Source organism: Sphingosinicella sp. (genome assembly GCF_013911755.1).
Taxonomy (GTDB): Bacteria; Pseudomonadota; Alphaproteobacteria; order Sphingomonadales; family Sphingomonadaceae; genus Sphingosinicella.
Map to the genome: position 1 here is coordinate 1 of NZ_JACESP010000016.1, position 16,306 is coordinate 16,306.

Annotated in this window: 12 protein-coding genes; 6 read left to right on the forward strand and 6 right to left on the reverse strand. The window is 65.7% G+C overall.

Annotation, left to right across the window (positions count from 1 at the left end; translation table 11 throughout):
* From H2052_RS11765 to H2052_RS11790, 6 genes are all read left to right on the forward strand, one after another.
* Positions 1 to 1,077: AMP-binding protein (locus H2052_RS11765; RefSeq protein WP_293781849.1), on the forward strand; the 1,077-nt coding region annotated here is incomplete at its 5' end.
* A gap of 1 nt (position 1,078) precedes the next feature.
* Positions 1,079 to 2,914, forward strand: coding sequence for a CocE/NonD family hydrolase (locus H2052_RS11770; protein ID WP_293781851.1), 1,836 nt, complete (start codon positions 1,079 to 1,081; stop codon positions 2,912 to 2,914).
* A 24-nt stretch (positions 2,915 to 2,938) separates the two neighbouring features.
* Entirely contained in the window at positions 2,939 to 4,117 is a 1,179-nt protein-coding gene (locus H2052_RS11775; RefSeq protein WP_293781853.1) for a beta-ketoacyl synthase N-terminal-like domain-containing protein, read from the forward strand.
* A gap of 36 nt (positions 4,118 to 4,153) precedes the next feature.
* On the forward strand, positions 4,154 to 6,301 hold the full coding sequence (locus tag H2052_RS11780) for a TonB-dependent receptor (RefSeq protein WP_293781855.1): 2,148 nt from the start codon (positions 4,154 to 4,156) through the stop codon (positions 6,299 to 6,301).
* 117 nt (positions 6,302 to 6,418) lie between these two features.
* Positions 6,419 to 7,918 (forward strand): serine hydrolase domain-containing protein, encoded by a 1,500-nt coding sequence (locus tag H2052_RS11785; RefSeq protein WP_293781857.1) that lies wholly within the window; start codon positions 6,419 to 6,421, stop codon positions 7,916 to 7,918.
* 12 nt (positions 7,919 to 7,930) lie between these two features.
* Positions 7,931 to 8,722 (forward strand): enoyl-CoA hydratase-related protein, encoded by a 792-nt coding sequence (locus H2052_RS11790; RefSeq protein ID WP_293781859.1) that lies wholly within the window; start codon positions 7,931 to 7,933, stop codon positions 8,720 to 8,722.
* Here H2052_RS11790 and H2052_RS11795 read toward each other — a convergent pair.
* The 6 genes from H2052_RS11795 to H2052_RS11820 all read right to left on the reverse strand — a co-directional run bounded on the left by H2052_RS11795 (position 8,717) and on the right by H2052_RS11820 (position 16,229).
* Positions 8,717 to 10,177 (reverse strand): TetR/AcrR family transcriptional regulator, encoded by a 1,461-nt coding sequence (locus tag H2052_RS11795; RefSeq protein WP_293781861.1) that lies wholly within the window; start codon positions 10,175 to 10,177, stop codon positions 8,717 to 8,719. The two genes, H2052_RS11790 and H2052_RS11795, sit on opposite strands and share 6 nt — an antisense overlap.
* A gap of 19 nt (positions 10,178 to 10,196) precedes the next feature.
* Positions 10,197 to 10,382, reverse strand: coding sequence for a CstA-like transporter-associated (seleno)protein (locus H2052_RS11800; RefSeq protein ID WP_293781863.1), 186 nt, complete (start codon positions 10,380 to 10,382; stop codon positions 10,197 to 10,199).
* Positions 10,379 to 12,424, reverse strand: a complete 2,046-nt coding sequence (locus H2052_RS11805; protein ID WP_293781865.1) for a carbon starvation CstA family protein — start codon at positions 12,422 to 12,424, stop codon at positions 10,379 to 10,381. Before H2052_RS11805 ends, H2052_RS11800 begins: the two co-directional genes overlap by 4 nt.
* Before the next feature lie 83 nt (positions 12,425 to 12,507).
* The gene (locus H2052_RS11810) at positions 12,508 to 13,596 is read right to left on the reverse strand and encodes a M14 family metallopeptidase (protein ID WP_293781867.1); all 1,089 of its coding nucleotides are present in this window, start codon (positions 13,594 to 13,596) and stop codon (positions 12,508 to 12,510) included.
* A gap of 39 nt (positions 13,597 to 13,635) precedes the next feature.
* On the reverse strand, positions 13,636 to 14,742 hold the full coding sequence (locus H2052_RS11815) for an AraC family transcriptional regulator (protein WP_293781869.1): 1,107 nt from the start codon (positions 14,740 to 14,742) through the stop codon (positions 13,636 to 13,638).
* Entirely contained in the window at positions 14,742 to 16,229 is a 1,488-nt protein-coding gene (locus tag H2052_RS11820) for an aldehyde dehydrogenase family protein (RefSeq protein ID WP_293781871.1), read from the reverse strand. The genes H2052_RS11815 and H2052_RS11820 overlap by 1 nt, the downstream gene beginning before the upstream one ends.
* Positions 16,230 to 16,306: the final 77 nt, after the last annotated feature.

Genomic DNA, 16,306 nt, shown 5'->3' on the forward strand with positions numbered 1-16,306 from the left:
GGCGATACGCCGGCGTTCGTCGTCTACACCGGCGGTACCACCGGGCGGCCGAAAGGCGTCGTGCACAAGAATCGCTCGCTGGTGACCAATCTGCTGCTGCAGACGAGCGAATGCGAATTGCCGCAGGAGATGCGCTTTCTGGCGGTGACGCCGATCAGCCATGCCTCGTTCCTGTTCATTCTTCCCACCCTGCTGCGCGGCGGCGAACTCGTGCTGCGCGCCAAGTTCGATCCTGCACGGTTTGTGGAGGAGCTGCACACGCATCGCATCACGGCGACCTTCCTCGTCCCGACAATGATCTATGTGCTCCTCGACCGGCCGGAAATCTGGGAGCGCGGCGCAGGGCCGCTGCAGACGCTGGTCTACGGCGCCTCGCCGATGTCGCCCGCGAAGCTCGCCAAGGCCATCGAGGCTTTCGGTCAGATCTTCGTGCAGGTCTATGGGCAGATCGAGTGCCCCAACATCATCAGCGTGCTCGGCAAGGCCGATCATGATCTCATGCGTCCGCACATGCTGAAATCGTGCGGATTTCCAAGCGCGGCGACTTCGGTGGCGCTGATGGACGACAATCTCGATCCCGTACCGATGGGCGAAATCGGCGAGATCTGCGCACGTGGTCCGCTGGTGATGGAAGGCTATTGGAAGCGCCCCGACGCAACCGAAGAGGCGATGGGCGGGGGCTGGCTGCGCACCGGCGACATGGGGCGGATGGACGAGAACGGCTACCTCTTCATCGAGGATCGAAAGAAAGACCTGATCATCTCTGGCGGCTTCAACGTGATCCCGCGCGACATCGAAGAGGTTCTCAATCGCCACCCCGACGTGTCGATCGCAGCCGTGGTGGCGACGCCTGACGAGAAGTGGGGCGAGGCGGTGTTGGCGGTTGTCGTGCCGCAGCGCGCGGACTTTGCCGACGCGGCCGCTCTGATCGCGTGCGTGCGCGATGCCAAGGGCGCGCTGTGTGCGCCCAAGCGCGTGGAATTCGTCGCCGAACTGCCGCTGACGCCGCTCGGCAAGCCCGACAAGAAAGCGCTCCGCGCCCGCTATTGGGCCAGTGCCGAACGCGCGGTGAACTGAGATGTACGGCGCCCGCTCCCTTCCGCTGGGCATCGTGGCGAGCGTGCTTGCCCTTGCGGCGATATCGGCGTGCGCGCCGGTCGCCGGGCCTGCGGTTCGACATGCCGATTATCCATCGGCTGATCTGCCTCAGCGCGCGCATTCGCTTTACGTCCAGGGCTCAGGCGGAGACCGCCTTGCGGTCGATCTCTATCTTCCCCGGCGCGCTGCGAACGAACGCGTGCCGACGCTAGTGGTGAGCAGCCGCTATGGCCGCCGCGGCGAAGTGAAGGTGCACTTCGCCAACGAATGGACGCAGCGCGGCTATGCGCTCGTGGTGTTCGATTCCGTCGGCAGCGGCGCGTCGAGCGGCGTGCGCGAGGCGGAACTCAGCGACACGGAGATCGCGGATGTGGGCGCGATCAGCCGCTGGGCCGCGTCGCAAGGCTGGAGCAATGGCGCAGTCGTGCTGATGGGCCTCTCGTACAGCGCCGATACGGCCGATCTCGGCACGACGCTGGGCGACCCTGCGATCCGCGCTGCGATCGTGCGCTCCGCCGAAAGCGATCCTTATCGCCACCTGTTCTTCCCGGGCGGGGTCGCCAACGCGATGATGCGCGATCTGTGGGGTTCGGCCGTCGCGGGCAAGGATCGCAGCGTGGCGTGCATCGCCGACGCGGCGGCCTGCGCCGGCATGGTCCATATCGGGCCGGTCGATGGCGATGAAGACTATGCGAAGGCGCGCACGGCGCTGCGCGATCACCTCGCCAATGCGCGGCTCGATACCGATCTGCTCGGCGTCACCTACGCAGACGATCCTCTACCCGGGCGAAATTTTTCCATCGCGAGCATGGGGACGGTCGCACGCGCCGACGCCGTGCGCAAAGCCCGCGTGCCGGCACAGGTGTGGGGCAGTTGGCTCGACGCGGGCACCGCGCAATCGGCGCTGGAGCGTTTCGCGCTTTCGAAAGGTGTGCCGGTGGAGGTGCGCATCACCGCCGCGTCGCATGGCGCCTACGCCGGGGCCGATCCGTTCAAGCCGCAACCGCAGCCGCCGGTTCCTTCGGTGCAGCGGCAATTCGATCTGCTCGCGGATTTCGCCGATCGTGCGCTTTCCGGCGCGGCGACACGCGCGATTCGCTACGCCATCCTCGGCACCGATGTATGGCGGCAAACCCCGGTGTGGCCGCCGGTCGGCATCGAACCGCGTCGATTCTATCTCGGCGAAAGCGATCTGCGCGGCGACGCCGGCGCGTCGGAGATCGTGGTCTCATACAAGGTCGATTTCAACGCGACGACGGGGTCGGCCAATCGCTGGACCGCCAACAACGGCGTCATTCCCGATTACGCGGGATGGCCCGGTAGGAATGCATCGCTGGCGCGTTTCACCTCCGCGCCGTTCACGCAGGATTTCGAACTCGCGGGCGCGCCGCGCATCGCCCTGACGCTCAGTTCAACGCACGAAGATGGGGCGGTGTTCGCCTATCTCGCGGTTCAGCGTCCCGACGGCCGCCTGGTCTATCTCACGGAAGGGATGCTCCGCGTGCTGCATCGGCGCGTGCGCGAAGAAGACGGCGGCGCGCTTCAGCGCTCGTTCCGGCGCGCGGACGTCCAGCCGATGGTTCCCGGCGAAATGGCGCGCATCGTCTTCGATGCATTTCCGGTCGCGGCGCGCATCGGCGCCGGGGATCGGCTGGTGCTGCTGCTCGCCGGCGCGGACCGGGACACGTTCGCGCGCTATCCGACCACGGGCGACCCGATCTGGAGCCTCGATGTCGGCGGCGCCGACGCAAGCTTCATCGATATTCCACTGCGCCCCTGGTCGAGCGGCGCCGCGGGCGAAACACAAGGCCTCTGAGAGGGGCGAGGAGGGAGATTCATTATGACAAAAGTGTTGGTCGCCGGTGTGGGCATGACGGACTTCTACAAGCCCGGAAAAAGCCCCGATTACACCGAACTCGGCAGAGACGCCGCGCTTGCCGCGATCACGGATGCGGGGATCGGCTACCGGGACATCGAGCACGTCTATGCCGGTTACGTGTTTGGCGATTCCGTGGCGGGCCAGCGCGCGATCTATCAGCTCGGCCTCACGGGGGCGCCGATCTTCAACGTCACCAACTCCTGCGCCACGGGTTCAACCGCGCTCTTTCTGGCGCGGCAGGCGATCCTTTCGGGGCAGGCGGAATGCGCGCTGGCGGTGGGGTTCGATCAGATGGCGCCGGGGCCGATCCTGATGGCCTATGGCGATCGCCCCGCGCCGCTCGGGCGGCATCTCGAAAAGCTCGCTGCCGCGGGCGGCCAGACGGACGGCGCATATCTGCCCGAATTCTACGGCTACGCGGGCAAGGAATACCAGCAGCGCTACGGTGCGGCGTCGGAAACATTCGCGCAGATCGCGGTGAAGGCACGCCGCCATGCGGCGCACAATCCCAAGGCGCTGTTCCGCACCCCGATCACCCTGGAAGAGGTGATGGCCGCGCCGCCGCTCAGTCCGCCGATCACACGCTTGCAGGCGTGCCCGCCCACCTGCGGCGGCGCGGCGGCAGTGCTGTGCACGGAAGCGTTCGCGCGCAGGCATGGGCTCACGCCCCGTGTCGAGATCGTCGGGCAGGCGCTCGAAACCGATCATGACGATGTGTTCGATACGGGGAGTATGCTGGCGCTCATTGGCCCGACGATGGCTGCCGCCGCCGCACGGAAGGTATACGAACAAGCCGGTTGGGGGCCGCGCGATGCGCAGGTGGTGGAGCTTCACGACTGCTTCACCGTCAACGAACTCGTGATGTACGAGGCGCTTGGTTTTGCCGGGGAGGGCGAAGCCGAGAAGCTCGTGCGCGATGAAGACAATACCTATGGCGGCGCCTGGGTGATGAATCCTTCGGGTGGGCTCCTGTCCAAGGGCCACCCGCTTGGCGCAACAGGCCTCGCGCAATGCTTCGAACTCGTCGAACAATTGCGCGGCAATGCAGAGGGGCGTCAGGTCGATGGCGCCAGGCGCGCGATTCAACACAATCTCGGTTTGGGAGGCGCCTGCGTCGTCACGGCGTACGCGGCGATTTAGCAACACGGATTCGCGAAAAAAGGGGAGGGAAACCTTATGTCACGTACACTCAAATTCTGTCTGCTCGCTGCAAGCTGCACCGGGGCAAGCGTGTCCTTGCCGGCCGTGGCGCAGACCGTTTCGGAAGAAATCGTCGTCACCGCGCGCAAGCGCGAGGAAAGCGTGCAAGACGTTCCGATCGCAATCTCCGTGATCGGCGCGCAGCAGATCAAGGACATGAAGCTCGCCAACGTCGATGATATTGCCGGCATCCTGCCCAACGTCGTGAATTCCGGCGGCGGCCAGGGCGGCGATACGTTCGCGATCCGCGGCCTTTCGACCACATCGAACAATCCCGGATTTGAAACCGGCATCGGCATGTATATCGACGAGGTTTACATCGGCCGTCAGTTCGCGTTCGTGACCCCGATCTTCGATCTGCAGCGGATCGAAGTGCTCCGCGGCCCGCAAGGCACGCTGTTCGGCCGCAATACGATCGGCGGCGCGATCAGCCTGACCACGCTTGCGCCGAGCGATACGTTCGAGGCGTCCGCGCAGGTCTCGGCAGGCGAATATGATCTTGTCGAAGGCGGTTTCCGGCTGAGCGGCCCGATTGGCGGGAACGGCTTCCGGGCGAGCCTGTCTGCCCAAATCAGGGAACGCGACGGCTTTCTGAAGGATTTCGCCACGGGCGCGGACTATAACGGCCAGTCATCCATCAACACCCGCGCCAGTTTCGTTTTCGAGCCCAGCGACACGGTGCGCATTCGCGCGGCCGTGGATTATTACGAAGACGACAATGTCGATTCCATGATGGACATTCGTGGCGGTGCGCTTGCAGCGGCGGATCCGTATCCGGTATCGAAGCGCCGCATCGGTACGAATTTCAAGTCGTTCGGTAGCCGCGAGTCGCTTGGCGGTATGGTGCGGTTCGATGCCGACCTTGGATGGACGAATTTGGTGTCGATCTCGGCGCTGCGCAGACATGAAACCAGGGGCCTGCTCGATCAGGATTTCAGTGTGGCTGATATTTCCTTCACCGGGCGTACCGAAAAGCAGGAGCAGTTCAGCCAGGAAATCCGCCTGCAATCGCCGGCCAACGCAGCGTTCTCATACGTCGTGGGCGCTTATTATTTCCACGAAGAGCTGGATTCGATCACCACTGCGAACCTTGGCGCCGATGTGCTCGGCTCGCCGGAAACAGCCTTTACAACGGCGGACGTCAATTCCGACTCATGGGCGCTCTTCGGCAACGTCGAGGTCGATCTCAGCGAACGCCTCGCGATCGGCGGCGGGCTGCGCTACACGGCGGAAAACAAGGATCTCGACTTTGCTCAGACGCTTTCGCCCGGCGCATTCCTGTTGCCGTTGCTCGGCATCGCCATTGAAGTCCCGGCGCTCAGGAATTCGACCGACGAAGGCGAATGGTCTGGCAACGCATACATAAATTACAAGCCAACCGAAGACATCCTCGCCTATGCGAGCTATTCGCGTGGTTACAAGGCCGGGGGTTTCAATGCCACGATCATCGGCACCACGCCGTCTGATCTGTCGTTCGCCGCCGAGTTCGTCGACAGCTACGAAATCGGCCTGAAGACATCGTGGATGAACGATCGCGTGCGTCTCAACATCGCGGCGTTCCACATCGACTATGCCGACAAGCAGGAGCAGAGCCTCGTCGGCACGACCTTCATCGTGAACAACGCGGCGTCGGCCGATAGCGACGGCTTCGAAATCGAACTGTTCGCGTCACCGACGGATCACCTCACGATCATGGGCGGCATCGGCTATACCGATGCGAAATACGGAACCTACCTCGGATGCAGCGTCGATGGGCTGGGCGATCCGGTGGACTGTTCTGGAAACCGGTTGCAGAACGCCCCGCGCTGGACCGCGAGCCTTGCTGGCCGCTACGAGCAGCCGATCAGCGACAATCTCACCGCCTTCCTCGGCGGCGACATTGCCTATCGGGACGACGCCTATGTGTCCTCGCTCAACAATCCGAACTACCTGCACGAAAAGCGCACGATCGTGAATGCGCAGGTCGGCATCGAAGGCGCGGAAGGGCGCTGGCGGCTCACGTTCTGGGGCAAGAACATCTTCGATAACGACGCTTCGGAATTGTCGTTCGATTTCCTCGGCACCGACTACACGATGTTGGTCGCTCCCAGAACGCTCGGTGTCGAACTGGGCTTTTCATTTTGATCGAGCGTAAACAGGGTCGCGCGGTGCGAGCGGAAGCGGAGGCGAATTGTGGTGCATAGAAAGACTTTGGTACGGCTCCTTGCCGGATTACCGTTGCTCCTGGGGCTTGCTACGCCGGTGGCCCGCGCCAGTGAACCCGCTTCACAGGAAGCGCCCAGCTTCGCTGCGTTCGACGCCTATGTCGAACAGGCGATGCGGGCCTGGCGTGTGCCGGGCATGGCGATCGCCATCGTGCGGCGGGACCGCGTGCTGCATTTGCGCGGCTATGGCGTGCGCGAGGAGGGCAAGAGCGGCGCGGTCGATGCCGATACGGTGTTCGCTATCGGCTCGAACGGCAAGAGCTTCACGGCGGTGACGCTCGGGGCGCTCGAAGACGGCGGCGCGATCGACCTGCGCAGTCCGATCGTGAATACGCTTCCGCGCTTTCGGATGCAGGACGCTTATGCCAACGACAATGTGACGTTCGAGGATGCGCTCGGTCATCGCAGCGGCCTCGCCACGCAATCGGGGCTGGCGGCCTGGTACATGTTCGGCGCGAATGTGGAGGAACTCGTCGCCTCGGTCGCACACATGCCGCCTGCGCGTCCGTTCCGCGCCGGTTTCGCGTACAACAACACGATGTTTGCCGTGGCCGCCGCGGCCGCCTCGGCGACGACGGGTCTGTCGTATGAAGAGCTGGTGCGCACGAAAGTGCTGCAGCCGCTGCGGATGACGCGCTCCAGCTCAACGCTCGATATCACGGCGCGCGGCAACGTCGCCACGCCGCACGCGTACGTCGCCGGCGTGCCGACACCGGTGCCGTACCATCCGGTGCTGGGCGCATCGGCCGCCGGATCGATCAACTCCACCGCGCGCGACATGGCGCGCTATGTGCGCATGATGATGAATGGCGGCACGCTTGACGGCGTGCAGGTTCTGCGGCCGGAGACGGCGGCGCGCGTGCAGCAATTGCGCCACGTGTTCGTCGATGACGAAATGATGGATATGCGCCAGCTGATCGGTGCCCTGCAGGAGCCCGGGCGCATCACCAATCTTGGATACGGTCTGGGTCTGGCAAGCATGACCTATGACGGCGCCACCTACACGCTGCATGGCGGCGGCATCGATGGGATGACGTCTTGGATGGCGTGGTCGCCCGAGGACGATATCGGCTTCGTTGCACTGACCAACGGCGGCAATATCGCAGTGCCGGCCGCAATGATGTTCAAAGCCGTTCGACCGCTGATCGGTTTGCCGGATGACGACGTTCTGGCGCGCGTCGAACCTCTGCGCAGCGCACTGACCGCGGGGCCTTCGCTGCCGCAGGTAAGCGAGCGCCTGCCCGCGATCGCGCCAGCCTCGGCGCTCGTGGGCGCGTATGCCAATCGGTTGGGCGCGTTTCACATCACCGACGGCGCGCGTATACGGCTTGATCGTACCGGCTATGAGGGCGCGCTCACCCATCTCTCCGGCGGGCGTTACGCGGTGAGGTGGGACAATCCTGCGCTACCCGTTTGGGCCTTCGACATCGAACTCGCGGCGGACGGATCGATCGGCGGATTGCGCGGCATCGGTTTCGACAGCACTCCCTGGTTTGCCATCGATCCCGTCTTCACGCGCCAGCGCGACAAGCGCTAAGGTCAGCGCATGATGTCCGAGCCGTCATTGCAGGTCGAACGGGTCGATGGCTATTTGCGCCTGACACTCAATAGACCCCGACAGCGCAATGCCCTCGACGCCGTGCTGCAGGGCGCGCTGCGCGAAGCGTTGGAACAGGCCGCCGGCGATCCTGCCGTGCGTGCCGTACTCCTGCGTGCCGAGGGGGCCGGGTTCTGCGCGGGGCAGGATCTCGGGGAGGGCTTCGAATTCGATGGTCGTTCGGCCGAGGCGCTGACGGCACCCATCGCGCAGGGTCTTAACCCGCTTGTCCAGGCGCTGGCCGATGCGCCGTTCCCGACCGTGTGCGCAGTGAATGGCGTGGCGGCGGGCGCGGGATTCGGGCTCGCGCTGGCGTGCGACTACATCCTTGCGGCCGAAGACGCGACCTTCATGTGCGCCTTCTCGCGGCTCGGGCTCGCGCCCGATTCCGGGGTGAGCTTTCACTTGCCGCGTTTGCTCGGCGAGCGGCGCGCGCTTGCGCTTGCGATGCTCGACGAGCCGATCTCCGCGCGGCAGGCCGAAGCATGGGGCCTTGTGTGGAAGGTCGCTCCGCGGAATGCGCTCGACGCCGAAGCTGAAGCGCTCACGGCGACGTTGGCGTGCAAGGCAACGAAGGCGCTGGCGCTCACCAAGCGGGCAATGCGCAGCGCGTTCGCACACGATCTGCGCGAACATCTGATGTTCGAACGCCGCCTCCAGATGGAAGCGGTGATGACCGAGGATGTGCGAGAAGGCGTCGCCGCGTTTCAGGAACGGCGCAAGCCCGTGTTCAAGGGACTATAGACGCTTCGCGGCAATCGGCGCGGGGAGGCCGTGCTCGCCCGCCGGGTCCACGCTCCAGGCCATGCGATGAAGGATGGCGGCGAGCGCGGCGATCATCTCGTCGGCACCGGGTAGAGCCTCCTGCAGCGCGGCATCGGGTATGATGAAGCGGTCGCGCGCAAGGCGTTCGATCATGGCGATCATGCCGTGCACGACGAAGCCCAGCGCTTCGGCCGTGGGCTCAGGCCCTTCGCCGCAATCCAGTATGATCTTGGCGAGCCGGCGCGCGAAGACGGAGCGGCAGCGTCGATAGGCCACGGCAACGGTGGGGTCGACGGGTTCGAGTTCGTGGATCGCGCGGAGCGCGCCGGGCGCGTTGCAGAACGCCTCTACAAAGGTCTTCACCGCGGCATGCAGGCGGTCGTAGGGCGGGGCGTCGGCGCTGTCGTGGGCATCGTCCAGATCGCCTTCCAAAGGGCTCAGCCAATCCACCAGCACTTTGCGAACGAGCGCGTCCTTGTTCTTGAAGTGATAATAGATCGCGCCGCGCGTGATGCCCGATTCCGCTTCGATGTCGCTCAGCTTCAGCGCTGCCGAGCCATGGATATTGAGGCCGTCGAGCGTGCCCGCCTCGATCTGCGCGAGCGTGGCGCGCGCGTCGGCACGTTGGGGAGGCGGCTGTGCCACGCTCGATGCCGCTTCCATCGGAATGTTGAATGCCCTGTCCAGCACCAGCGGCGTGAACGCGGGTCGTTTGCCGTGCCGCAGCCGCATGGTCCACACCGGCGTATATCCGGCGGCGGAAGGGTCCGCGCAGGTCAGCGCGCGGTAGCGCAGTTCAGACATGATGCGCACCATCATGGAACGGTTCTGGGTCGGCACCGCCACGCCGGCATCCAGTCCTGCGAAATTGCGGTGCAGCGTGTTTTCGGAAAAACCGATCAGCGCGCGGCCCAGCACTTCAAACCCGCGCCGCGTGATCGGCGGGGTGACATTCAGCTCGTTGAGGAAGACATAGAAGTCCTCCATGAACTGTGTGGTTTGGTGCTGGAAGAATTCGACCAGCTTGCCGTCTTCCTTGCGCGCCGAGAAATAGCTGCTGAGCATACGGAAATTGTCGCGCAGCGTTTCGTAAAGCAGCTCGTGGACTGCCATTTCGCGGCCGAACAGCGAACGCTGCGCTGCCAGCGACTGGACGCCGCCCCGGTATTCCTCGGCGGCTTTCCCCAGCGCCGCGAAGGCGATGTCGGTCTTGTCCTTGAAGTAGCGGTAATAGAGCCCGATCGGCACTTCGGCCTTGCGCGCGATGTTCTCCACGGTGGAGGCTTGATAGCCCTCGGCATTGATGACGGCGGCAGCGGCGGCAATCAGCCGCTCGCGCGTGCGCCAACCCTTTTGCGTGCGGGGCAGGCGTTTTGAAGCGTCGGCAGAGATGGATTTCCCTTTCGGGTCACCGGCAGTACGGCGGGTTGGCATTCGTGGTCTCTTCCCCGCCCTAGCAGCAGCGGCCGCCGTTTTTTCCGCCATAGCGCGCTTCCTGTCGGTCGCGAAAGAATTCCGGCTCGCTCATCGGCGTGCGCTCCGGATGCCGCTCGGCCATGTGCCGCAGATACGCGGCGTAGCTGGGCAGGCCCACCATCAGGTGCGCGGTTTCGCGCAGGCGGGCGAGGAAACCCCTCATTCGGCCGGAACCGCCGAGGCAGGAATTTCGCGCGCCGTGGGTTCGCTGCTGCGCCGCGCCGCGATGCACGTCTTCACCGCGAAGAACAGCAGCGACAGCACGACCGCAAGGAACAACGCGCAGAGCGCGGCGTCGATGCGGTCGTTGAAGATGATCCGGTCCATCTCCGCCATCGACTTCGCAGGCGCGAGCACCTCGCCGCGCGCGGCCGCTTCGGAGAACTTTGCGGCGTGCGAGAGGAAACCGATCTTCGGGTCCGGCGAGAACAGCTTCAGCCAACCCGCGCTCACCGTGCAGATCAGCAGCCACGCGGTCGGAATCGCCGTCACCCACGCATAGCGTTCGCGCTTCATGCGGTACAGCACGGCGGTGCAGAACATCAGCGCCATCGCCGCCAGCATCTGGTTCGAAATGCCGAACACCGGCCACAGCGTGTTGACCCCGCCGAGCGGATCGGTGACGCCCTGATAGAGGAAGAAGCCCCAGCCCGCGACGCAAAGCCCGGTGGCGACAAGGCCGGGCAGCAGCGCGTTTGTATCGCGGAAGCGCGGCGCGGCAAGGCCGATCAGATCCTGCAGCATGAAGCGTCCCGCGCGCGTTCCGGCATCGACGGCGGTGAGGATGAACAGCGCCTCGAACAGGATCGCGAAGTGATACCAGAAGGCCTTCATGCCCGGTCCGCCGATCACGTGGCTGAAGATCTCCGCCATCGCGACGGCAAGCGTCGGTGCGCCGCCCGTGCGCGAGATGATCGTCGCCTCGCCGACGTCCTTCGCGGCCTGCGTTAGCGCGTCCGCCGTGATCGGGAAGCCCATGTTCGTCACCGCGGCTGCGGCGCTTGCCGCGTCCGGGCCCAGCACCGCGGCCGGGCTGTTCATGGCGAAGTAGATGCCGGGATCGAGGATGGAGGCGCCGACGAGCGCCATCACGGCGACGAACGCCTCCATCAGCATCGCGCCGTAACCGATGAACGGCGCGTGCGCTTCGCTGGCGATCAGCTTCGGCGTCGTGCCGCTCGCGATCAGCGAATGGAAGCCCGAAACCGCGCCGCAGGCGATGGTGATGAACAGGAATGGAAACAGCGTCCCCGCCCACACCGGCCCGCTGCCGTCCACGAACTGCGTGAGCGCGGGCATGCGAAGCGGCGGCGCCATGATGACGATGCAGAGCGCGAGCGCGGCGATCGCACCGATCTTGAGGAAGGTGGAAAGATAGTCGCGCGGCGCCAGCAGCAGCCACACCGGCAGTACGGAGGCGACCGCGCCATAGCCGATCAGCAGCCAGCAGAGCTGCACCGGCGTGAAGGTGAAGATCGGCCCCCACACGGGCGAAGCGGCGATCTGCTGGCCGTAGATGATCGCAAGGATCAGCCCTACGAAGCCGATCAGCGACACCTCGCCGACCTTGCACGGTCGGATCCAGCGCGCGTAGGCGCCCATCGCCATCGCGAGCGGCACGGTGGCCGCGACGGTGAACATGCCCCACGGGCTTTCGGCGAGCGCCTTTACGACGATGAGCGCCAGCACGGCGAGCAGGATGATCATGATCATCAGCGTGCCGAACAGGGCGATCGTGCCCGCCACCGCGCCCATTTCCATGCGCACGAGCTCGCCGAGCGAACGCCCGTCACGGCGCATCGAGATGAACAGCACCATGAAATCCTGCACTGCGCCCGCCAACACGACGCCTGCGAGAATCCACAGCGTACCCGGCAGGTAGCCCATCTGCGCGGCGAGCACCGGCCCCACGAGCGGCCCGGCGCCCGCGATCGCGGCGAAGTGGTGGCCGAACAGAACGGTCTTTTCGGTCGCCACATAGTCGAGCCCGTCGGCGCGCCGCAGCGCGGGCGTCGGTCGGCTGGGGTCCAGCCGCATCACATGCTTGGCGATGTAGAGCGCGTAGTAGCGGTAGGCGACGAGGAAGACGCATACCGCCGCCGTCACGATCCATAGCGCGTTGATCGGCTCACCCCGCTGGGTGGCGATCACCGAAAGCGCGAACGCGCCCACCACCGCAAACACGATCCACGGCAAATGACGCATCTTACCTCCCCGCAACATTCTGTTTCCGCGTGCATCTCATCTTTGCACGCGTCGCGCCAGAGGGGGAAGGCAGGGGGAAGGTTTCAGCGCCCTTCGGCGAGCCCGGCGAGCGCCTGCCGCACGGCGAGCAGCGACTGGCCCGCGACCATGCCCTTCCAGTCGTCGGCGTCGCCGTAGAACGCGCCCCGAATGGTGTCCTTGATCGGCTTCGCGGCAGGAGACATGGGATCGCCGTGCGCGTGGAGCCAGCAATCGGCCTGCAGCGCGGCAAGGATATGATCGGTGGGATGCGTGCCGACCTCGATCGCCATGCCCGTGATCTCCGCCTTCGGCAGCAGTGCGGGGGCGGCGCTGAGGCCGTCGCCAGCAATCTGCACCGATGCCGACTGGCCGTCCGCCACCGAAGCGAGCGCCGCGCCGTACCAGCGCGCGGCGCGGCGGAAGCCGTCACTTTCCCGCGAACTGACGATGATCTGCTCGGCGAAGCCCCACGGGCCGAGCCCGGTGTGATAGTCGATGATGCCGACCTTGGCCGCGCCGATGAGGTAGTGCGTCAGGATCGCGCTCTGCGTGGTGCGCGACCAGCTCGGCGCCGTACCGCCGTAGAACAGCCCGTCGGCATGGCCGTATTGCCCGCCCATCATCGCCGCGCGCATGGCAAGCGCGCTGTTTTCCGCGGCATAGCGGGCAGCGGCCGCGGCGGAGGCGGCCTGTGCGGCCTCATCCCACACCGCCGGGCAGATCGCCGGGTGCAGCACGTCATACCCGGGGTTTTCGGGCAGGGGCCGCGAAAAGTCGATCCAGTTGCGGTTGAGGTCGATGTTCTCGTGCGTCACGCGCCGCAGCCACGCGAAGCCATAGGGGTTCACCGCGTGGATCATCAGGATGCCGACGCCTTCGGGGCGCCGCGCGATTTCGCCGCGCCGGAGCAGATCGACCTGGGCGCCCGACCCGCAGAAGCCCTCGACACCGTGCGTGCCGGAAATCAGCACCAGCACGCGCTCGGCGCCCTCAACGCCGAACGCGGCGACATCGGTGAACAGCTCGCCGCCGTCCGGCCCGCGCTCGGGGTGCTTGACGGCTTCCAGCGCCGCGCCCGTAGCCGCGGCCTGTTCAAGGAATTTGACGCGCGCGCTCTGATAGTCGGCGCTGAAGCTGGCGGCGGAGTTCATCATCATTCCCGTTTGAAGTTGTGCGCAGGCGGGTCCCGCCTAGTTCAGCCGCGCGCGTGCGAGGCGCGGCGAGTAGCCGAACGTGCGCTTGAAGGCGGTGGCGAAGTTGCTCGGATGCTCGTAACCGGCGTTGAACGCCACCTCTGTGATCGACGCGTCCGTATCGCAGAGCTGCCGCAGCGCATGGTCCATGCGCACGCGCTGACGGTAGTTCGAGATCGTCATGCCGGTGACCTGCTTGAAGCACTCCATCATCTGCGTTTCGTTCCACGCAAGATGGCGGCAGAGATCGGCGATCGAGAGCGCCGCCTGCGTATCCTCGTCGAGAATCTGGCAGAGTTCCTCGATCTTCCGGCGATCGCGCGGTCGTACCGTTTCGGCCGTGCGCGAGCTGCCGAGGATATGCTTGATCGCGAAGCACAGCAGTTCGAGCGCCTTCGCCTCGATCATCAGGTTGCCGAGCGCGCCGGTGTGCGGGGGGCTCAATATGTCCTCGACGATCGGCCGCATCTGCGGGTGCATCGGCAGGCTGTCGTACGAGAAGTGCGAAGCGCGGGCGCGAAGGAAATCGGCGATCGAAACGGGGAGGTCGGGTGTGTTTGGCGATAGCAGCCCGGAAACGAAGTCCTTGCTGCAGATCATCGTGATCGACCGTTCGCGGCTTTCCCCCACGATGCGTTCGTACTTCACGCTGTGCGTGGGCTGGACCAGAAACGACATGAGCCCGGCCGGAACCGGAACATCCTCTTCCTGATCGCTGCCGATAAGACTGGTGCCGTCCAGCTTGAAATGCAGCTTCAGATACTCGCCGCAGACGTGATGGTACACGCATTCCTCGGCGTAGCGGAGGTCCGAAAGCACCAGCGAGAAGCCGGGGCGGATCGTGACGCCGTTATACCAGCCGCTCACGATTTCGCTTTCGGGGCGCAGATGGAAGGCCTGGCCGACCGGGCCGGGCCGGCTTTCGACATTGACCTTGAGAGCTTCGACGACCGATTGCAGCGTGGGGTCGAAGAGGTTCTCGGCGATGTCGAGGCTGTTGTTCAACACACGCGTCCCTGAAAAATGCAGCGTGCCGACTATACGGTCGCTCGCCTCCGAGTCCAGAGATCCGCCCGTTTCCGTCAAGGCGTGGTCGGAAAGCATCAGCAAACAATCTCCACAGCCTTCATCCGGGCGTAGGAGCGAAGCCCGTCCATGCCGCCTTCGATGCCGAAGCCGGAGGCGCCCCACGGCTCCGCGCCCATGGCGAAGCCGCTGTGCTCGCCCGCCGCGGCGCTTGCGCGCACGGTGACGCGCCCCGCGCGGAGGCCGCGTGCCGCCGCCTGCGTGCGCCGCGCGTCGCGCGTCCAGAGGCTGGCGGCAAGCCCGTAGGCGGTGTCGTTGGCGATCGCGAGCGCCTCCTCGAAATCGCGAAAGCGCAGCACCGAGAGCACCGGGCCGAACACCTCTTCGCACGCGACGGTCATGTCCGGGCGCACGTCGGTGAGCACGGCGGGCGCGGTCGAAGTCTCGCCCCACGTGCCGCCGTCGAACGCCACGCTCGCGCCCTCGGTGCGGGCATGATCGATGAAGCCGCGGATTTTTTCGAGCTGGCCGCGCGTGGCGATCGTGCCGAACCCGGTTGCGGGATCGAGCGGATCGCCAGGGACGCGCGCCTCAGCTGCCTTGATCACCGCCTCGACAAGCCGGTCGTGGAAGCTGTCTTCCACGATCAGGCGCGTTTTCGCCGCGCACCACTGGCCCTGATTCCAGAAGGCGTCGTGCGCAACGCGCGCCGCCACGGCTTCAAGGTCGTCCGCCATGTCCGCGCAGACGACCTGCGGCGATTTCCCGCCGCATTCGAGGAGCAGCGGCTTGCCGTTCGATTGCCCGGCGTAGGTCATGAACAGGCGCCCGGTCGCGGTGGAGCCGGTGAAGCTGATGAGGTCGATGTCACCGTGGCGCCCCATCGCCTGGCCAACCGTCGGGCCAAGCCCCGGCACCACGTTGAGCACGCCGTCCGGCAGCCCCGCTTCCGAAGCGATCTCGGCAAGCCGCAGCGCCGATGTCGAGGCGATTTCGGAGGGCTTCAGGACGACGCTGTTGCCTGCCGCAAGCGCAGGCGCGGCCTTCAGCGCCGCGTTGATGAGCGGGAAGTTCCACGGCACGATGGCGCCCACGACGCCGCGCGGCTCCAGAAGCCCGAGCGAGAGCGTGATGCTGTCTGAAGGCGCGACGGAGCCGTAGAGCTTGTCCACCGCCTCGCCGTAATAGCGGAAGAAACCGGTCGCGAAGGCGATTTCGGCGCGCGCGGCGGAGATCGCCTTGCCCATTTCCAGCACGTCCATCAGCGCGAGATCGTCGGCGTTCGCCTCGATGAGGTCGGCGATGCGCAGCAGCACGGCCTTGCGGTGAAGCGGCGTCGCTTTCGACCAGCGGCCGTCCTCGAACGCGCGGCGGGCGGCGGCGACGGCGCGGTCCACGTCTTCGCCGGCGCCCACCGGGAGCGTGCAGACGGGCTTGCTGGTGGCCGGATTGATCGACTCGAAGCTCGTCGCGCTCGCGGAGTCGGTGAAGCGGCCGTCGATGAACGGGCGCGTGGGGAGCGCAAGCGCGGCAGCGCGGGCGTGCCAGTCGATGGGTGTGGTCATGGGCTTGCTCTTTGGAATGCGGGTTTCCGGAAGGGTGGAAGATGTTGCCGCGCCGTGCTTTTGCGGTGCCGCGAAAA